We start from the raw sequence: 16,709 nt of genomic DNA on the forward strand, positions 1-16,709 counted from the left end.
CTGCGTTGAGCTACCGGTGAGCCATGAGCGGAATATGATGACCATTCCGGTGGCTGCTCTGTTTCACCAGCGCCTCGAATTCGTGCGGGAAGAGCTGCAACGCGCTCTTGATCGGCATGACAGCGCTTTCGCCGAGCAAGCAGAAGCAGTTGCCGGCCATCTGGCGATAGATGCTGTGCAGCGTATCAATATCGGCAGTGGTGGCATGGCCCTCTTCCACCATGCGATGAAGCACGCGCACAAGCCAATGCGTGCCCTCGCGGCAGGGAGTACACTTGCCGCAGCTCTCGTGCTTGAAGAATTCGTCCATCTTATAGGCGACATGCGGCGCTGAGACGGTATCGTTAAGCACAATCACCGCGCCGGAACCGAGCATCGAACCAGCGGCGGCGACGCTCTCGTAATCGAGCGGCACATCGAGATGCTCAGCGGTGAGCCACGGCGCAGATGCGCCGCCGGGAATGATAATCTTCACCGGACGGCCTCCCTTCATCCCGCCGCCATATTCGGGCGATTCGATCAGTTCGCGCAAGGGTACGCCGAAGGGCAGCTCGTAGTTGCCGGGACGGTTGACGTGACCGCTGAGCGAAAAGCATTTAGTGCCGGGGCTCTTCTCAGTGCCGTGCGAGCGGTACCACGCCACGCCTTTCTCGACAATGCGCGGCACGTTAGCCAGCGTCTCGACATTGTTGATGATCGTTGGCTTGCCGTACAGACCGGCCACGGCGGGGAAGGGTGGCTTGAGGCGCGGCTGACCAATCTTGCCCTCTAGCGACTCCATCAAGGCCGTCTCTTCGCCGCAGATGTAGGCACCGGCACCGCGATGGACGTAGATATCGAGATCGAAATCGGTGCCGAGAATCTTCTTGCCAAGAAAGCCGGCAGCATAGGCCTGCGCAATCGCCCGTTCGAGCGTGCGCGCCGCAGCAGCGAACTCGCCACGCATATAGATATAGGCCACATTGGCCTCGATGGCGTAGGCCGATAATGCCACCCCTTCGATCAACTGGTGGGGATTCTTGTCAATAATCTGATGGTTATTGAACGTCCCCGGCTCAGACTCGTCGCAATTGCAGAGCAGGTAACGCGGATAGACGCCTTTGGGCAAAAAGCCCCACTTAATGCCAGTGGGAAAGCCGGCACCGCCGCGCCCGCGCAGACCCGACTCTTTCACCATCTGGACAATATCAGCCGGCGTCTTCTCGGTCAGCGCATAGCGATACGCTTCCCAGCCGCCGTGGCGACGATAGACTTCAAAATCGGCAATATCGGGAATATCGAGTTCCCGCATCACAATATGTTCACTCAGCCCCATCGCACCCAACTTTCTAGCGCGCCAAACAGCAGCGGCGCGGCATCACAACGGCGAGGCCTTACGAGTATCCGAACGATCCAGCCCGGCATCGGCTTCGGGAGCAACCGAGGATGGCGGAGAGGCCGGCGCAGCGGGTGGTTCGATCACGAACTCACGTGGACGGTAGGGTGAAAACCGCTCGATCTGCACCAGCCGGCCGTCGCGAGTAAACTCATAATCTTCGGCGAAACGGCCACTAACGCCACGCTTGCGCGCTTCAGCGGCGCGAGCACGCAGATCGTTCAACAGCATTTGCACCCGATCAGGGGTGACATCGTACACATAATCGAGGTTCGCTTGCAACACCGGTGCGCGGTCGCACGCAGCTAGACACTTCACCCGCTGCAAGGTGAACATCCCGTCGGACGTGGTCTCGTCTTCGCTAATGCCGAGTGTCTGCTTAAGCGCCGCGATCAGCTCCTCGGCGCCGCAGTAACAGCAAGGCACGTCATCGCACACTTGCAGCACCCACGTCCCGACCGGACGATTGTAGAAGAGGGTATAAAACCCAACCACCTCAAAAACATCGGTGGCCGGCAATGCTAAAATCGCCGCCACCTCACGGATAGCATCATCGGTCAGATAGCCGTATGTGTCTTGGGCAAGGTATAACAACGGCAACACTGCGCTGCGCTTGCTGGCGTAGCGAGCGATAATTGCCTCGATTTCAGCTTGATGGATTTCAAGTAGCGTCACGGTCTCCTCCGTGGACAGATATGGATGGCCCCTCACCCCTAGCCTCGCTCCCCGTGGACGGAGAGAGGAGAGCTGCTTGGTGTCCTGCATTGGCATTGTGACCCGCACTCAGTCTCGCTCCCGCTCGCAGGGGAAGCAGAGCTGCGAAACGACCGCAAAGACCCACCTAGTTTTTGCCCCTGTTGCGGCTATTCGTTTGTTTGCGCTCGTCCCCGGCCCCGCTCGCGTCGGAAAGGGTTAACACGCTCTGCACCTATTGTAGCGCGTGCTCGCCCCCGGCCCCACGCTCGCTCGCGTCGGAGAGGGGGTGATAGTTCAACGATCCACCTCACCGAGCACTGGATCAAGGCTGGCGATGAGTGCAACGAGATCGGCCACCAACCGGCCCTTGGCCATGTGAGCCAGACTCTGCAAATTGATAAACGATGGCGCGCGGAAATGAACCCGCCACGGTTTAGGGCTGCCATCGCTCACCACATAGCAGCCAAGGATGCCGCGAGGAGACTCGATGCTGACATAGGCATCGCCGCGCGGCGGCTTGAAGCCCTCGGTCCACAACTTAAAGTGGTGGATGAGCGACTCCATGCTTTCGGTAATCTCACGTTTGGGTGGCGGAGCAACTTTGCGGTTTGGCGTCACCACCGGCCCCGGCCCCAACTCGCGCAGCCGCTCGGTCGCCTGCTGCACGATTTTGACACTTTGGCGCATTTCGGCGATGCGTACACGATAGCGGTCGTAAATATCACCGTTCTTCCCGATCGGAATTTCAAACGAATACGTCTCGTAACCGCTATAGGGCATCGCCTTGCGCACATCGTAAGCGACGCCAGTCGCGCGCAGATTGGCGCCGGTGAGGCCAAGGGCAATCGCCGATTGGGCATCGATCACACCCACGCCGACGGTGCGTTCAAGCCAGAGCGGGTTTGCGGTCAGGAGATCCTCGTACTCGTCAATACGGGATGGCATAATAGCGAGGAACTGCTCGACGGTAGGAATGAAATCCGCCGGCAGGTCGTAGGCGAGACCGCCGATGCGGAAATAGCTGGTCATCATGCGCGCACCGGAGACCAGCTCGAAGATATCGAGAATCTGCTCGCGCTCGCGGAAGGCGTAGAGGAAGACGCTCATCGCCGCCAGATCAAGCGCATGGGTACCGAGCCAAACCAGATGCGAGGAAAGGCGCTGCAACTCGGTAAGCAAGACACGAGCGATCTGAGCGCGTTCGGGAATCTCAACATCAAGCAATTTCTCGACTGCCAGCGCATAGCAGAGATTATTCGAGAGCGGGGCCAAATAATCCATGCGGTCGGTCAACACCACCGCCTTCTGGTAGGTCTTACTCTCCATCGTCTTCTCGATACCGGTATGAAGATAACCGACATCGGGGGCGACGTTGACCACGACTTCGCCATCGAGTTCGAGCACCAAGCGTAACACGCCGTGCGTGCTAGGGTGGTGCGGCCCCATATTCAGCACCATCGTCTCGGTGCGACCAGCGAGGGCCGGCTCAATGATCTGTTGGGGGGTAGGGACAGTAATCGGTTCGGCCATACACTACTCCCTCGCAAACGGCTTGCGCGCGTAGATACGGTCTTGGTTAAACGAAAACGCAATCTCTTCGTCGCCGAGCGGATGATCCTTGCGCAGCGGGTGACCAATCCAATCATCGGGCAGCAAGATCCGAGTGAGCGAGGGATGACCGGTGAAGGTGATCCCCAGCAAATCGAACGTCTCACGCTCTTGATAATTGGCGGTCGGGAAGAGTGGCGTCAGCGAAGGAACCGCCGGGTTCGGCTCATCGCACCCAACCTTCAAACACACGCGATGGCGATGGCGCATACTGGTGAGGTGGGCCACTACCTCGAAGCGCGGCTTGCGGCCAAGATAATCAACCCCACAGAGATTTTCGAGGAAGGTATAGGCAAGCTCTGGATCGTCGCGCAGCAACTGGGCCGCAGCCAGATAGCCAGCCGGTGTCAGAGTCACGCTCAGATCGCCTCGGAACTCACTCACTGCCAGAATCTCTTTGCCAAGCTGCGCGCGCAACGCGGCAAGCACCGTCTGATTATCCATATTACTTCACCTGCATAAGCGGATGCTCAATCCGGATCGGCGCTTCCTTCTTGCCGTTAATCTTCTCACGCATTACCTTCTGGTGGAGCATCATAATGCCATCGATTAAGGCTTCAGGGCGCGGCGGGCACCCGGCGACGTAGACATCGACCGGCACCACCTCATCGACACCTTGGACGATGGCATAGTTATTGAAAATACCGCCGCATGCCGCACAATCACCCATCGCGATGACCCACTTGGGTTCGGGCATCTGGTCATACAGCCGGCGCACAACCGGGGCCATCTTGCGCGACACGCGCCCAGCGACGATCATCAGATCGGCTTGGCGCGGTGATGCGCGGTTCAACTCCATGCCAAACCGCGAGAGATCGTAATTACTCGCCTGCGCGCCCATCATCTCAATGGCACAACAGGCGAGACCAAACAGCAATGGCCACATCGCATTCGTGCGCCCCCAATTGACGACCGTTTCAAGCGTAGTGGTGACAATGCCCAGATTGCCGGCCTTCTCTTCTATTCCCATCGCAACGCTCCCTTCTTCCATTCATAGACAAAGCCGACGAGCAGCACCAGAAAGAAGACCCCCATCACGGCGAGGCCAGCTGGGCCAAGGTCGCGGAAAACTAGCGCAAACGGATAAAAGAAGACGACTTCAATATCGAACACGATGAAGAGCATCGCCACGACATAGAACTTGACTGGAATACGACGGATCGCCGGCCCCACCGGATCCATGCCTGACTCGTAGGGCGCAAGCTTGCGCGGCGTGCTGCGACGCGGGCCAAGCAAAGCCGAGGAGGTGATAACGAAGGCAGCGATGAAAACGGCAATCAGAAAAAGAATCAGAACCGGAACATAAGGCTCAAACATAAGCGGCCTCACAGCGTGCAAACGCGAAACCCGGCAGCGCGGGCAGAAGTGTCAATGGAATTATACCTGTCTTCAGACTTGTGTCAATCAGCACGATCTAAGGAAATTGCCGGTGCGATCTATCTGAAAACACCCGTGCAAAACGAGGCAGAGACGCAGCGCAGAGGTTTTTAAACGCAACGGCGCAGAGGGCGCAAAGGTTTTAGGGAATGGTTGGGTCACAAGCGCACTGATACCATCTCCAAACCCCTTCGCGCTCTTTGCGTCTTTGGGCTAACCCCTTCGCGTCTTTACGTTAACCCCTCGGCGCCTCACAATTCCGTGCAGGAAGTGTGCAGATATTGGACATTTCATTGAAACTACGTTGCAACATTAGACAGTAGTCAAGACGGCAATTGTCGGCTATAATACAGGCCGCAATCTATTGTAAGGTGTGAAGGAGTAGAGCAATGAACTCGACGCCAGCAGGCGAGGCCATTCAAATCATTAACGGGCGCTTGCAGGTACCCGATCACCCGATCATCCCCTTCGTCGAAGGCGATGGTACCGGTCGCGATATCTGGCGGGCCAGCGTGCGTGTATTTGATGCGGCAGTTGCATTGGCCTACGGTGGCAAGCGCAAGATTGAGTGGGTCGAGGTCTTGGCGGGTGAGAAGGCTTTCCAGCAGACCGGCAACTGGCTGCCGGATGAGACGATCGAGATCTTCCAGAAGTATCTGGTCGGGATCAAAGGCCCGCTGACCACACCGGTCGGCGGCGGCATCCGCTCGCTGAACGTGGCCCTACGCAAGCATCTCGACCTCTATGTCTGCCAGCGTCCAGTACGCCACTTCCCCGGCGTGCCGTCACCGGTCAAGCACCCGGAAAAGGTTGACATGGTGATCTTCCGCGAAAACACGGAGGATGTCTACACTGGGATTGAGTATCGGGGCGGCAGTGCCGAGGCAGCTAAGATTATCGAGTTCTTGCGGCAGGAATTTCCCAAAGACTTTGAGAAGATTCGCTTCGGTACCCCCGAACAGACTGATGCATTCCGCCGGTTGATCGGCGAGGAGCCAGAAGGCAAGGTCGAATTAGGCATCGGCATCAAGCCGATCAGCCGCATCGGCACCGAGCGGCTAATGGCAGCAGCGATTCAATACGCCATCAACTACAAGCGGAAAAGCATCACTATCATGCATAAGGGGAACATCCAGAAGTTCACCGAGGGCGCCTTCCGCGATTGGGCATACGAGTATGCCGAGCGCGCCTTTGGCGATTATGTCTATACGTGGGCGCAGTGGGAGCGCACCAAGGCGGCGCGCGGTGAGGCGGCGGCTAACGCCGAGCAGAAAGAGGCACTGGCCAGCGGCAAGATTCTGGTCAAGGACACAATCGCCGACATTATCTTCCAGCAGGTGCTGACGCGGCCCGACGAGTTTGATGTCATTGTCGCACCAAACCTCAACGGCGACTACCTCTCGGATGCGCTGGCGGCGCAGGTAGGCGGCATCGGCATCGCTCCCGGCGGCAACATCAACTACGTTACCGGTCACGCCATCTTTGAAGCGACCCACGGCACGGCGCCGAAGTATGCAGACCTCGATAAGGTCAATCCCGGCTCGGTCATCTTGTCGGGTGAGATGATGCTCCGCTATATGGGCTGGACGGAAGCAGCCGATCTGATCATCGCTGGCCTTGAGCGCACGATCGCCGACAAGACCGTCACCTACGACTTCGCCCGTTTGATGGAGGGTGCGCGGGAGGTGAAGACATCAGAGTTCGGCAGCTTGATCATCGCCAATATGGAGAAGATCGCTGCTGGGCAGGTGCCACACCCCGAAGAGACCTTTGGGCCGGAGATTCTGCGCCGAGCTGACGGCAAGGTCTATCCACACGATAGCGTGGGGGCGGTGATGACGCGGGCGGTGGTGGCCGTACCGGCTGAGGCGTCATTGCGCGAGACAGCGATCTATATGCGCGGGCGCAACATTCACTCGGTGATCGTCAAGCCTGACGCGAGCGGGCAGTGGGGCATTATGACGATGCGTGACGTGCTGAAGAAGGTGGTACGCGAGGGTCGGGCTGTGAATGGTCTGACTGTCGGTGATTTAACTACGCGGCCATTGCTGAGTGTTAGCCCTGAGACTCCGATTGCCGAGTGCGCGGCGTTGATGGTCGAGCGCAACATCCGCCGGCTGGCAGTGGTTGAGAACGGCGAACCGATTGGGATCATCTCGGAGACTGATATCTTCAGCCACGTCGCGGAGTAAAGGCGCAGAGGGTTTAACGCCAAGGCGCAGAGGGCGCGAAGATTTGATTAATGGTTGGAGCACAAGCGTGCTTGTACCATTCCCTAAAAACCTTCGCGCCCCCTCCATTTCCTTTGCGTTAAGCTTCTTTTCGCCCTTTGCGTCTTGCTGTAGCCGGTTGATGACGCAATGGATTCCGTTTTTGAGCAGCCGTTCGCCGAAATTGATGACGAGCGCTAGCTTAAGACCAGATAAGCGCAAGTAGGTGAGGGCTTGAGCCGTGAATATTTCGTGATAGGTTTCGACGGCCTTGCACTCAACGATGACCAACCTACCGACGAGCAGATCAACCCGCAGCGGTGCGGCGAGGGTTGTGTGTTTGTACTTGACTTGACATTTCTGGTGCTCAACATCAATACCGGCTTAAGATAGCTCCCACCCGAGAGTTCTTCGTAAACTCGTTCGAGCAGACCTACCCCGCCAAGGATACGATGCACCTCGATCGCGGCAGTAATAACGTGTCGGCTTAATGGATTCTCGTCTATTGTCGCTTCCTGTGCAAGTAAAACGGTTCCTGTATATGAAACCGTTTCATCCGGTTACAAGATGCGGTGAAAAGACGCGAAGGCGGCAAAGGGCGCCAAGCCTTGAGAAGGGGGCGACGAGTGTATTTGTACCGTGCCAACCCAACCTTCGCGGCCTGTGCGATCGTTGCGCCTTGCGGTTCCCAATCCTCTGTGTCTACAGATCGCTGAATGCGGCACCAATGAGGGCGATCCCTTCCTCGATCCGATCACTCGATTGAAAACTGAACGCAAGCCGAATCGCATTATCGCCGTAACCGGGTTCGGCAAAGCAGGCAGTACCGGGCAAGAATTCGGCGCCGCGGGCACGGGCAGCGGTGAGCAACGCATTGGCGCTGACCCCTGCCGGCAGTGTGACCCAGATGAAAAAGCCACCCACCGGCAGCACAAAGCGCGCTTCGGCGGGGAAATGGCGGCGAATCGCTGCGGCCATTATGGCGCATTTGCTGGCATACTGCTGCCGAAGAGCGGCAATGTGCCGTTCGAGCCGGCCTTCGGCGCTAAAGCGGGCGACAACGCGGGTGATAAAGGGGCCGGTGGTACCTTCGGCTTTGACCATGAGCAGGCGGTCGATGATTTCGCGGCGGGCATGCACCCAGCCAATACGCAGGCCGGGGGCGAGAATCTTCGAGTATGTACCGACACGAATAACCCAACCCTCCTTATCAAGGGCCGCTAAAGAAGGTAGCGATTCACCACCAAAACGCAGGTCGATATACGCATCATCTTCAACAACCGGCACACCGTATTCAGCAGCCAACGCCACCACCTGTCGGCGCCGGTCGAGGCTGAGGGTGACGCCGGTCGGGTTGTGGAAGGTGGGAATGGTGTAGATAAACTTGGGCCGCCGGCCATCGGCGGCGAGGCGGCGTAAGACATCGGCTAGCGCCGCGACATCCATCCCGTGCTCGTCAACCGGTACTGTTACCAGCCGGGCGCCACTCTGGGCAAACCGCTTGACCGCACCGAGAAAGCTCGGCCCTTCGATAATCACCACATCCCCCGGCTCAACAAAGATTTCGGGCAAGAGGGCCAGAATCTGGCCGGAGCCATAACCCACTAGCACCTGTTCGGGTTGGGCCTCCACCCCCTCGGCGCATAAACGGGCTACGATCTGGTCAGTCAGACCGGGGTAGGACAGCGCATAATTGAGCGACTCGGCGGCCTCGTAGGCTAACACCTCGGCAGCGGCGGCCATCAGCTCGGCGCGGGGGAAGAGGGCGGGGTCGGCGAGGCCGTAGGCAAGGCTGATCAACGGGCGGGCCGGCTCGCCAGCAGCGCCGAAGAGCGGTGGCGTCACATTGCGCACGCGGGCGGCGAACAGATCAATGAGACGGTCGGCGGTTGCAGTCATGAATGTATACTCCTTCATCACTTAAGCATAAGGCGCAAAGCGAGCAAAGACACGTAGAGAACGCTAAGGATGATAAACGCAAAGGCGCAGAGAAAGCCAAGAGCACGAAGGTTTTTTGGAATGGGACAAGCACACTTGTGCCTCACCATACAACATACTTTGCGCCCTTTGCGATCTACGCGTCTTTGCGTTAAAAAACACTTTGCGCCCTCAGTATCCGGCCTGCTTGTCAACAACGTTGATCATCGGCTCGTCATTTAGAAACGCCCACAGATTCCGGGCGAAAATATCCAGCGTGCGCGCCCGAATATGCGGCGAACTCCACGAGATATGCGGGGTGACAAAGACATTCGGCAGCTCCCAGAAGAGGCTATCGGGCGGCAACGGCTCGTGGGCGAAGACATCGAGACCGGCGCCAGCGATACGGCGATCGCGGAGGGCAGCGATCAGCGCGGCTTCGTCAACGATCTCGCCGCGGGCAATATTGATCAAATAAGCATCAGGCTTCATCAGCGCCAGCTCTGCTCTACCAAACATGCCGCGCGTCAGGGGCGTGAGCGGCGCGGCGATGACCACAAAATCGGTCTCGGGGAGGAGTAATCTCCATTCCCCCTCACCAACCACCCGCTCGACACCGGGCATGGGGCGCGGGTTGCGGCGCGATCCCCATACCCGCATGCCAAAGGCGCTGGCCCGTTCGGCGATGGCTTGGCCAATCTGGCCGAGACCGATGATCAGCATCGTCGCGCCAGCCAATTCGCGCAGTTGCATGTCTTGCTCGCGCCACTGGTGGGCGGCTTGCAACTGGTGCAGGCGAGCGGCTTGCTTAACGTGGCTAAGAGCGAACAGCATAACAAATTCGCTGATCGGAATGGCATGCACACCGGCGGAGTTGGTCACGATGATGTCGCGCTCGAGCACTTCGGGGATGAGCGAACCGTCAACACCGGCACGAGCAATGTGAATCCAGCGCAAGGCCGGCATCTGGCGCACCAAACGGGCCAACTGCTCGGCGGTAAAAAACCAGCGCAAGAGCACTTCAGCATCGGCGATCGGTGCTTCCGGTTCGCCGTGCTGATCGTACCAAACAATGGTTGCCTGCGGCGCGACGGCTTCAAGGCGAGGGATGAGTTCATCGCGTAGCAGACCGGGCAACACGAGCTTCATGGAGTCTCCTCAAGGATGCGTGATGGAACGGTTCCAAAGGTATTGTACCCAATCTACGGAAAAGGCTGATCAGTCAAGAGAATGGTTCAGAGAGGGAGAAGGCGCAGAGCATGGTTAACGCAAAGGCACCAAGAACACAGAGGGCGCGAAGTATTTTATAGGTGAAGCCAAGCGCGCTACTACCCCTGCCAACAAAAACCTTTGCATGCTTTGCGCCCGTTGCGTCTTTGCGTCAAAACTCTTTGCGTCTTGGCCTCCTCTGCGTCGTTGCTTCGTCGTTACTTGCGCAGAATCGCGTTTCCGCCTATAGTGATAGCATTCGCCGGGAAGCGAATCTTGCCCGGCTTGTGTTATGTTGTCGCAAAAAAAGCTATCACGAGGAGCATATTAGCATGGCAGCGGGAACAACTTCAGATCTGCGCAACGGGATTGTGATTCGCTACAACAACGATCTCTATCAGGTCGTCGAATTTCAGCACGTCGCGCCGGGCAACTGGCGCGCCTTTGTCCGAATGAAGATGAAGAGCCTAACCACCGGCAAAGTCATAGAAGATCGAGTACGAGCCGGGGCTGAAATCGACATCGTGCGCATCGAGCGCCGCCCCATGCAGTACCTCTACCGCGAGGGCGACAACTTCATCTTTATGGACAACGACACCTTCGATCAGATTCCGGTCTCGGCGGAGCTGGTGGGTGACGCGGTGAAGTTTATGAAAGAGAACGAGACGGTCGATCTGGTATACGACGCTGACAAGGATGTAATCATCGGCGTTGAGCTACCGATCTTCGTCAACCTGAAGGTGGTGGAGACGACGGTGGCGGTGCGCGGTGACACAGCAACAAACGTTACCAAGCCAGCCACGCTAGAGACAGGGGCGGTGATTGAGGTACCGGCATTCATTAATGAGGGTGACGTGTTGAAGATTGACACCCGCACCGGCGAATACATTACGCGGGTGTGAGGTTGGGGCGTGTAAAAAATATTGTAGCGACGCACGACTATGCGTCGCTACAATATTTTATTTATCAACGGATTAGAAATCGTCGTCTGGCACTGACGGCGTATTATTGGTCTTCTTAGGTTCGGGGGCATCGACGATCAGCGCCTCGGTGGTTAAGACCATTCCGGCGACGCTAATCGCATTCTCAAGCGCGGTACGCACCACCTTAGCCGGATCGATAATGCCAGCCTGCATCAGATCAACGTAAGCGCCGGTCATCACGTCGTAACCGAAGTGATGGTTGTTATGCTTACGTTGCTCGTTGCGCACATTCTCGACTACCACCGAACCATCTTCGCCAGCGTTGGTCGCGAGCTGGCGCAGCGGCTCTTCGAGGGCGCGGCGGAGCATATTGAGCGCCATACGCTCCTCTTCAAATTGGGTCGTGACGTTATCGAGCGCCGGGATAGCATTTAGCAGAGCGACACCGCCACCGGGCACGATACCCTCTTCGACCGCAGCGCGAGTCGCGTTGAGCGCGTCTTCGACGCGGGCCTTGCGCTCCTTCATCGCCGGCTCGGTCGGTGCGCCAACTTTGATCACGGCCACGCCACCCGACAGCTTCGCCACCCGCTCTTGCAGCTTCTCGCGGTCGTAATCCGAGGTTGTGGTCTCGATCTGCTGCTTGAGTTGGGCAATGCGAGCCTGAATCGCTTGCTTATCGCCGTGGCCTTCAACGATAACCGTGTTATCCTTATCGGCCTTGACACGGCGGGCGCGGCCAAGGTCTTGCAGGGTCGCGCTCTCAAGCTTGCGGCCAATCTCCTCGGAGATGACCGTACCGCCAGTAAGGATCGCGATGTCTTGCAGCATCGCCTTACGCCGATCACCGAAGCCGGGGGCCTTCACCGCCAGCGCGTTGAGCGTACCGCGCAGCTTGTTGACCACCAGCGTCGCCAGTGCCTCTCCGTCCACATCCTCGGCGATCACGAGCAGATCCTTCTTGCCACTGTTCAGCACCGCTTCAAGGATGGGAAGCAGATCCTTGATCGAGCTAATTTTCTTATCGGTAATCAGGATATACGGCTCGTCGAGCACTGCCTCCATGCGGGCCGAGTCGGTGATGAAGTAGGGCGAGATATAACCACGGTCGAACTGCATACCCTCGACCAGCTCGTGCTCGAGATGGGTGCTCTTGCCCTCTTCGACCGTCACAACGCCATCGCGGCCAATCTTATCCATCACGGTCGCCAGCAACTCGCCAACCTCAGCATCTTGCGCCGAGATGGTGGCTACATTGCGGATCTCATCGCGGGTCTTGAGAGTGATCGCCTGCTCTTTGATCCGCGCCACCAAGGCTTGCCCACCCTTATCGAGACCGCGCTTGAGCAGCATCGGGTTGGCGCCAGCGGCTACCAGCTTCAGGCCCTCATTGATGATCGCTTGGGCCAACACAGTCGCCGTAGTAGTACCGTCACCGGCGACATCGTTCGTCTTGACAGCGGCCTGCTTGAGCAGTTGTACGCCAAGGTTAGCGAACGGATCCTTCAGCTCAATCTCTTTCGCGACGCTCACACCGTCGTGGGTGACGGTCGGCGCACCCCACTTCTTATCGAGCGCAACATTACGACCACGCGGGCCAAGCGTCGTCTTGACCGCGAGGGCAAGGGTATCAATGCCGTGTTTCAGTGCAGTACGAGCTTGCTGATCGAAGATCAGTTGCTTCGCCATATCACCTACTCCTGAATGATGCCAAGAATATCCTTCTCTTGCAGGATCAGATACTCTTCCTCATCGATCTTGAACTCAGTGCCAGCATACTTCGCGAAGAGAACGTGCTGACCGACCTCAACGCTCATCGGGATGATCTTACCATCATCCGCACGCCGGCCCGGTCCCACCGCGATCACCTCGCCCTCCATTGGGCGCTCTTTACTCGCGGTATCGGGCAGGAAGATGCCACCTTTGGTCTTCTCTTCCCGCGGCTTGGGTTTCACCACTACCCGATCATGCAACGGTCGAACTTGCACAGGCAACCTCCTGTTGTCTGAGTACGGGGCGTCGAGCAAGCGACGCCCCAGTGCGACTAGCTAGCGGCTTGCCCAGCGCTGCGCGGCGTCGCTATCGACTGGCGTTGCCGGCTGAACAGCGCGAAGGCGACAGCAACCAGTACGAGGATCAGGCCGACCCAGAAGGTCTGCGGTTGCGGCAAAGCAATGCCGAGCACGCGGTCAAGCGAGTAGGCGCCGGGAGACCACAGACCCATTACCGCAGCTAGCACTGCGAGCACAAAGCTGTACTCGCTGCCGCCATTGCTGATCCACAAGCCATGCGACCAGTGGACGAGGGCAATCGCCGCGATCATCACGGCAATGATCGCCAGCGGGCCAATCGGATGGAGAAGGCCGAGGGCGAAGAGCAACCCGCCACCGAACTCAGCCAAACCGGCCATCAGCGCCCAGAAACGGGGTGTGCGTAGACCCATGCTCGCCAACCAATCAGCGGTGGCGCGCAAGCCTTGGCCACCAAACCAGCCAAACAACTTCTGCGCACCGTGGCCCATCATCAGTAAGCCGATGACCACTTGCAGGATGAGCAGGCCAAGATCCATCGTCATCGCGTACCACCTCCTTGATCGTCAACGCACAGCAGTGCCACACTTACGCGCTACACTGATGAAGCGATGATGATTCAAACAGGCGTACATCCATGCAGATAAAGAAGCGATGTTAGATCGCTATCAGCGGAGTGTTAGTAATGTGTTAGAAGTTTTGCAGGGGCACACGGCAGGGTGCCCCCACCCTCCACCCCTCACCCCGGCCCGCTCCCCAGAGGGGAAAGACGGCAAGAATCCCCCACCCCAATCTTACCCCTCTACAGTCTAGCCTGACCCCTCGTCCACGCTTACTTCGTCACCCACGCGGTATCGCTCATCCCGGCTCATCACTACAACACCAAAGCCATACTGCTGAGCCTGCACCACTGCCAGCCAAGGATGACAACGGTAGGCAAGGGCCAGACCAACCAACAACCAGTATGGCAACTTACCGCTCAGAATTACACCAAGCTCGGGATCAAGAGGCGGAGCAATTATCGTTCGCATTTCATCGTAATCAAGATACGGTTGGAGGGGTTGCACTTCGAGCCACGAACAGGTCGACTGCGTGCGCAGACGCCATTGCAGCAATGACGCAGAGGGGTGACCAAGAGCGACAACTGATGGCTGCACCCATCCCAACCGCGGATCGAATAGAAACACTTCGTGGGACGCGGCATGCAAGGCTAGAGCCGCGTACAGCCAGTTAGGCCCACGACCGTAGAGAGACAACGCGATGGCCGGCACTTCAGTGAACACCTGCGGCAGATCGGACGGCTGCCAAAGCCGGCCTGCACTACCAACAACGTGTGCCAGCCGGTCAAGATCAACCACCAGTTCAGTCGGCGCGTGTTGGAAATGGCGTCTCTTCAGCTCTTCGGAAGAAAACGTAAACAAACGAGTCAAACGCTCACTCAACTTTGTCACCATCACACCATTAGGAGGACGTTGACGTTCCAACCCACTAATAACGCCACGCAACACCGGAGTCTCCTCATCAATCCGGTCCGCTCCGTGCAGCACCGACTGCAACTCAGCAATCACGCTCAAACCGCACCGCTCAGATCGCTCACGCCATTCACTCAACCCATTTGGTGATGCCGCTAACAGTACCGCGTGCGTACAAGCGCGCAATATCTGCTCTTGTTCAAGCGTTGGCTTTCCACCCACATCAACCAACAATGGCAAATGTCGCTGCGCAATATCGCGATGCACCCGTTCTACAAACTCATTGCTAAACTGCCCTTTCTGGCGCAACAACCGCACCTGCTCGGCAGAGGTCTCTTGAATCCAATCGCCCTCGCCATCGGGACAAGCGCGCAACACATAGTGTTCCACCCTTGCCGCACGCAACATCTGTGATAATCGATACACCAATACCGATTTGCCACTATGTGGCGGCCCACCTATCATCACTGCCGGAAACGACTGCATTGCTCATTCCATCTAATTTAGAAGTGCTAAATAATTCACACCATCGTTGCGGTACGTAGCATAAACCGACCAAACTATCGATGGCTTTTCTGGCCACCATGAGCCTATTTTGGCTCAACGACTATGCTATCATGCTGCGTATCGAGTTTAAAACAAAAAGGTATGACATTGAGCACATCAGCAGTATTACAACCGGCGACGCTCATTGCCACCCTCGGCGGCCAACCCCAAGTCGTCACATTTGCACTCGACGCTTTACTTGCACAGGGCGACGTAATTGACGAAGTATACATCGTTCATCTCGCGCTCGCCAATCCACACACTCGACAGGCATGGCAGCGCCTGCAAGCCGAATTCACCGACGACTACTACGCCGGTCAGCGCTGCCGACTACGCCGCGTCCCTATCCGTATCAATGGCGCGGAACTGACCGACATCCGCACGGCTGCCGACGCTGAAGCGACGTGGCAGTGCATACGCAACCTGATCGCCGATCTCAAGCGTGAAGGGCGGCGACTGCACCTCTGTCTCAGCGGCGGACGGCGCATGATCGCGCTACTGGCGATGTCGGCAGCCGCGCTGCTCTGCGACCATCAAGACCGCATCTGGCACATGTACACACCAGAAACGACGTTGCAGCGGGTCAAAGACGGGGCGCAAATGCATGTAACTCCTGCCGACGGCGTGCAGTTGATCCAAGCGCCGCTGGCACCGTGGGGCGCCTATTTTCCGGCGCTGCGGTCGCTGGCGCAGATGCCGATGCACGCAGTGCAGGAGCAGATGCACCGCGTCGCCGCGGTAGATGATCCGCGCTGCCGCCAAGTGTGGGAGCGTCTCAGTCCGCGCCAGCGCGACGTACTGCGCGCCTTTGCCCGCGGATTGCGCCCTGATCAGGTCGCCGATGCGTTGTCGATTTCGTTGAGCACGGTCAATACACACAAAACCGCCATTCTTGCCGAGTGTCGTGTTGCGTGGAACCTTGCGGACGGTGAGCCGCGCGATTACCGCTTTATCCGCGAGCATTTTGCCGCATTCATCGAGCGAGTATAGCAGGCTGCCCGCGTGGTGGGATCAGCAGGAGTGCTGAGAAATAATCAGTAGAGGTGGGGAGGGAGAGGGAGTGGGGGGTGTGGTAGATTTGCAGAGGGATTTGTGAACGAAGCATTAGGAGGATAAGAGATATGAGCTTTCAGCTAACTAAATCTGACATAAAGGACCGTACCAGAGAGTACTGGGAGAAGTCAAGCAGAAGTGCAAACAGGTTCAGCAGTTATGAATGTTATATTGACCAGCTCCTCGGTAGAGAACTCAGCACGGCAAAACCTTCGCATAGTCTTGGCAAGGTTCACACCTTGGCGCTCACCGTCGGCGAATCGTTTGAGCCGTTGTTGCAAATCGTTTGCGTG

15 protein-coding genes and 3 pseudogenes are annotated in these 16,709 nt (G+C 57.7%); 5 read left to right on the forward strand and 13 right to left on the reverse strand.

The genetic code is table 11. The features are described 5' to 3' along the window. Nucleotides 1-10: 10 nt before the first annotated feature. From nuoF to Q1A59_RS05285, 6 genes are all read right to left on the reverse strand, one after another. Complete coding sequence (nuoF, locus tag Q1A59_RS05260; RefSeq protein ID WP_298401097.1) at nucleotides 11-1,315, reverse strand: NADH-quinone oxidoreductase subunit NuoF; 1,305 nt, start codon at nucleotides 1,313-1,315, stop codon at nucleotides 11-13. Between the two features lie 42 nt (nucleotides 1,316-1,357). Continuing rightward, entirely contained in the window at nucleotides 1,358-2,050 is a 693-nt protein-coding gene (locus Q1A59_RS05265) for an NAD(P)H-dependent oxidoreductase subunit E (protein ID WP_298401095.1), read from the reverse strand. Nucleotides 2,051-2,365: 315 nt separating this feature from the next. Beyond that, nucleotides 2,366-3,601, reverse strand: coding sequence for an NADH dehydrogenase (quinone) subunit D (gene nuoD / locus Q1A59_RS05270; RefSeq protein WP_298401093.1), 1,236 nt, complete (start codon nucleotides 3,599-3,601; stop codon nucleotides 2,366-2,368). 3 nt (nucleotides 3,602-3,604) lie between these two features. Then, nucleotides 3,605-4,123, reverse strand: coding sequence for an NADH-quinone oxidoreductase subunit C (locus Q1A59_RS05275; protein WP_298401090.1), 519 nt, complete (start codon nucleotides 4,121-4,123; stop codon nucleotides 3,605-3,607). A 1-nt stretch (nucleotide 4,124) separates the two neighbouring features. Beyond that, nucleotides 4,125-4,649 carry an NADH-quinone oxidoreductase subunit B gene (locus Q1A59_RS05280; protein ID WP_298401087.1) on the reverse strand — a complete coding sequence of 175 codons (525 nt, stop codon included), beginning with the start codon at nucleotides 4,647-4,649 and terminating at the stop codon, nucleotides 4,125-4,127. Further along, nucleotides 4,640-4,996, reverse strand: a complete 357-nt coding sequence (locus tag Q1A59_RS05285; protein WP_298401084.1) for an NADH-quinone oxidoreductase subunit A — start codon at nucleotides 4,994-4,996, stop codon at nucleotides 4,640-4,642. The genes Q1A59_RS05280 and Q1A59_RS05285 overlap by 10 nt, the downstream gene beginning before the upstream one ends. Before the next feature lie 449 nt (nucleotides 4,997-5,445). On the opposite strand from Q1A59_RS05285, the pseudogene icd reads away from it, so the two are divergent. Both icd and Q1A59_RS18145 read left to right on the forward strand, forming a co-directional pair. Further along, a pseudogene (gene icd / locus Q1A59_RS05290) lies at nucleotides 5,446-6,783 on the forward strand (NADP-dependent isocitrate dehydrogenase); the annotation flags it as partial. A 108-nt stretch (nucleotides 6,784-6,891) separates the two neighbouring features. Further along, nucleotides 6,892-7,248 (forward strand): CBS domain-containing protein, encoded by a 357-nt coding sequence (locus tag Q1A59_RS18145; RefSeq protein WP_366144834.1) that lies wholly within the window; start codon nucleotides 6,892-6,894, stop codon nucleotides 7,246-7,248. A gap of 228 nt (nucleotides 7,249-7,476) precedes the next feature. Here Q1A59_RS18145 and Q1A59_RS18150 read toward each other — a convergent pair. The 3 genes and pseudogenes from Q1A59_RS18150 to Q1A59_RS05305 all read right to left on the reverse strand — a co-directional run. Beyond that, nucleotides 7,477-7,644 (reverse strand): annotated as a pseudogene (locus tag Q1A59_RS18150) (GxxExxY protein); the annotation flags it as partial. A 324-nt stretch (nucleotides 7,645-7,968) separates the two neighbouring features. After that, nucleotides 7,969-9,165 carry a PLP-dependent aminotransferase family protein gene (locus tag Q1A59_RS05300; RefSeq protein WP_298401075.1) on the reverse strand — a complete coding sequence of 399 codons (1,197 nt, stop codon included), beginning with the start codon at nucleotides 9,163-9,165 and terminating at the stop codon, nucleotides 7,969-7,971. Between the two features lie 210 nt (nucleotides 9,166-9,375). Then, on the reverse strand, nucleotides 9,376-10,332 hold the full coding sequence (locus tag Q1A59_RS05305; protein ID WP_298401073.1) for a D-2-hydroxyacid dehydrogenase: 957 nt from the start codon (nucleotides 10,330-10,332) through the stop codon (nucleotides 9,376-9,378). Between the two features lie 392 nt (nucleotides 10,333-10,724). On the opposite strand from Q1A59_RS05305, the gene efp reads away from it, so the two are divergent. After that, nucleotides 10,725-11,294: an elongation factor P gene (gene efp / locus Q1A59_RS05310; protein ID WP_298401071.1), complete on the forward strand. Its 570-nt coding sequence runs from the start codon at nucleotides 10,725-10,727 to the stop codon at nucleotides 11,292-11,294. Nucleotides 11,295-11,366: 72 nt separating this feature from the next. Here the strand turns inward: efp and groL are convergent, their stop codons facing one another. From groL to Q1A59_RS05330, 4 genes are all read right to left on the reverse strand, one after another. After that, the gene (gene groL, locus Q1A59_RS05315) at nucleotides 11,367-13,004 is read right to left on the reverse strand and encodes a chaperonin GroEL (RefSeq protein WP_298401069.1); all 1,638 of its coding nucleotides are present in this window, start codon (nucleotides 13,002-13,004) and stop codon (nucleotides 11,367-11,369) included. 5 nt (nucleotides 13,005-13,009) lie between these two features. Further along, on the reverse strand, nucleotides 13,010-13,303 hold the full coding sequence (gene groES, locus Q1A59_RS05320; protein ID WP_298401067.1) for a co-chaperone GroES: 294 nt from the start codon (nucleotides 13,301-13,303) through the stop codon (nucleotides 13,010-13,012). Between the two features lie 56 nt (nucleotides 13,304-13,359). Next, nucleotides 13,360-13,890, reverse strand: coding sequence for a DoxX family protein (locus Q1A59_RS05325; protein ID WP_298401064.1), 531 nt, complete (start codon nucleotides 13,888-13,890; stop codon nucleotides 13,360-13,362). A gap of 264 nt (nucleotides 13,891-14,154) precedes the next feature. Then, on the reverse strand, nucleotides 14,155-15,303 hold the full coding sequence (locus tag Q1A59_RS05330; RefSeq protein WP_298401061.1) for a CRISPR-associated protein Csx3: 1,149 nt from the start codon (nucleotides 15,301-15,303) through the stop codon (nucleotides 14,155-14,157). Between the two features lie 162 nt (nucleotides 15,304-15,465). Between Q1A59_RS05330 and Q1A59_RS05335 the strand changes: the two genes are divergently transcribed. Together Q1A59_RS05335 and Q1A59_RS05340 are read left to right on the forward strand one after the other, a co-directional pair. Beyond that, complete coding sequence (locus Q1A59_RS05335) at nucleotides 15,466-16,353, forward strand: CRISPR-associated ring nuclease (protein WP_298401058.1); 888 nt, start codon at nucleotides 15,466-15,468, stop codon at nucleotides 16,351-16,353. 131 nt (nucleotides 16,354-16,484) lie between these two features. Then, a pseudogene (locus Q1A59_RS05340) lies at nucleotides 16,485-16,709 on the forward strand (hypothetical protein); the annotation flags it as partial.

Source organism: uncultured Chloroflexus sp., from assembly GCF_937951745.1.
Taxonomy (GTDB): Bacteria; Chloroflexota; Chloroflexia; order Chloroflexales; family Chloroflexaceae; genus Chloroflexus.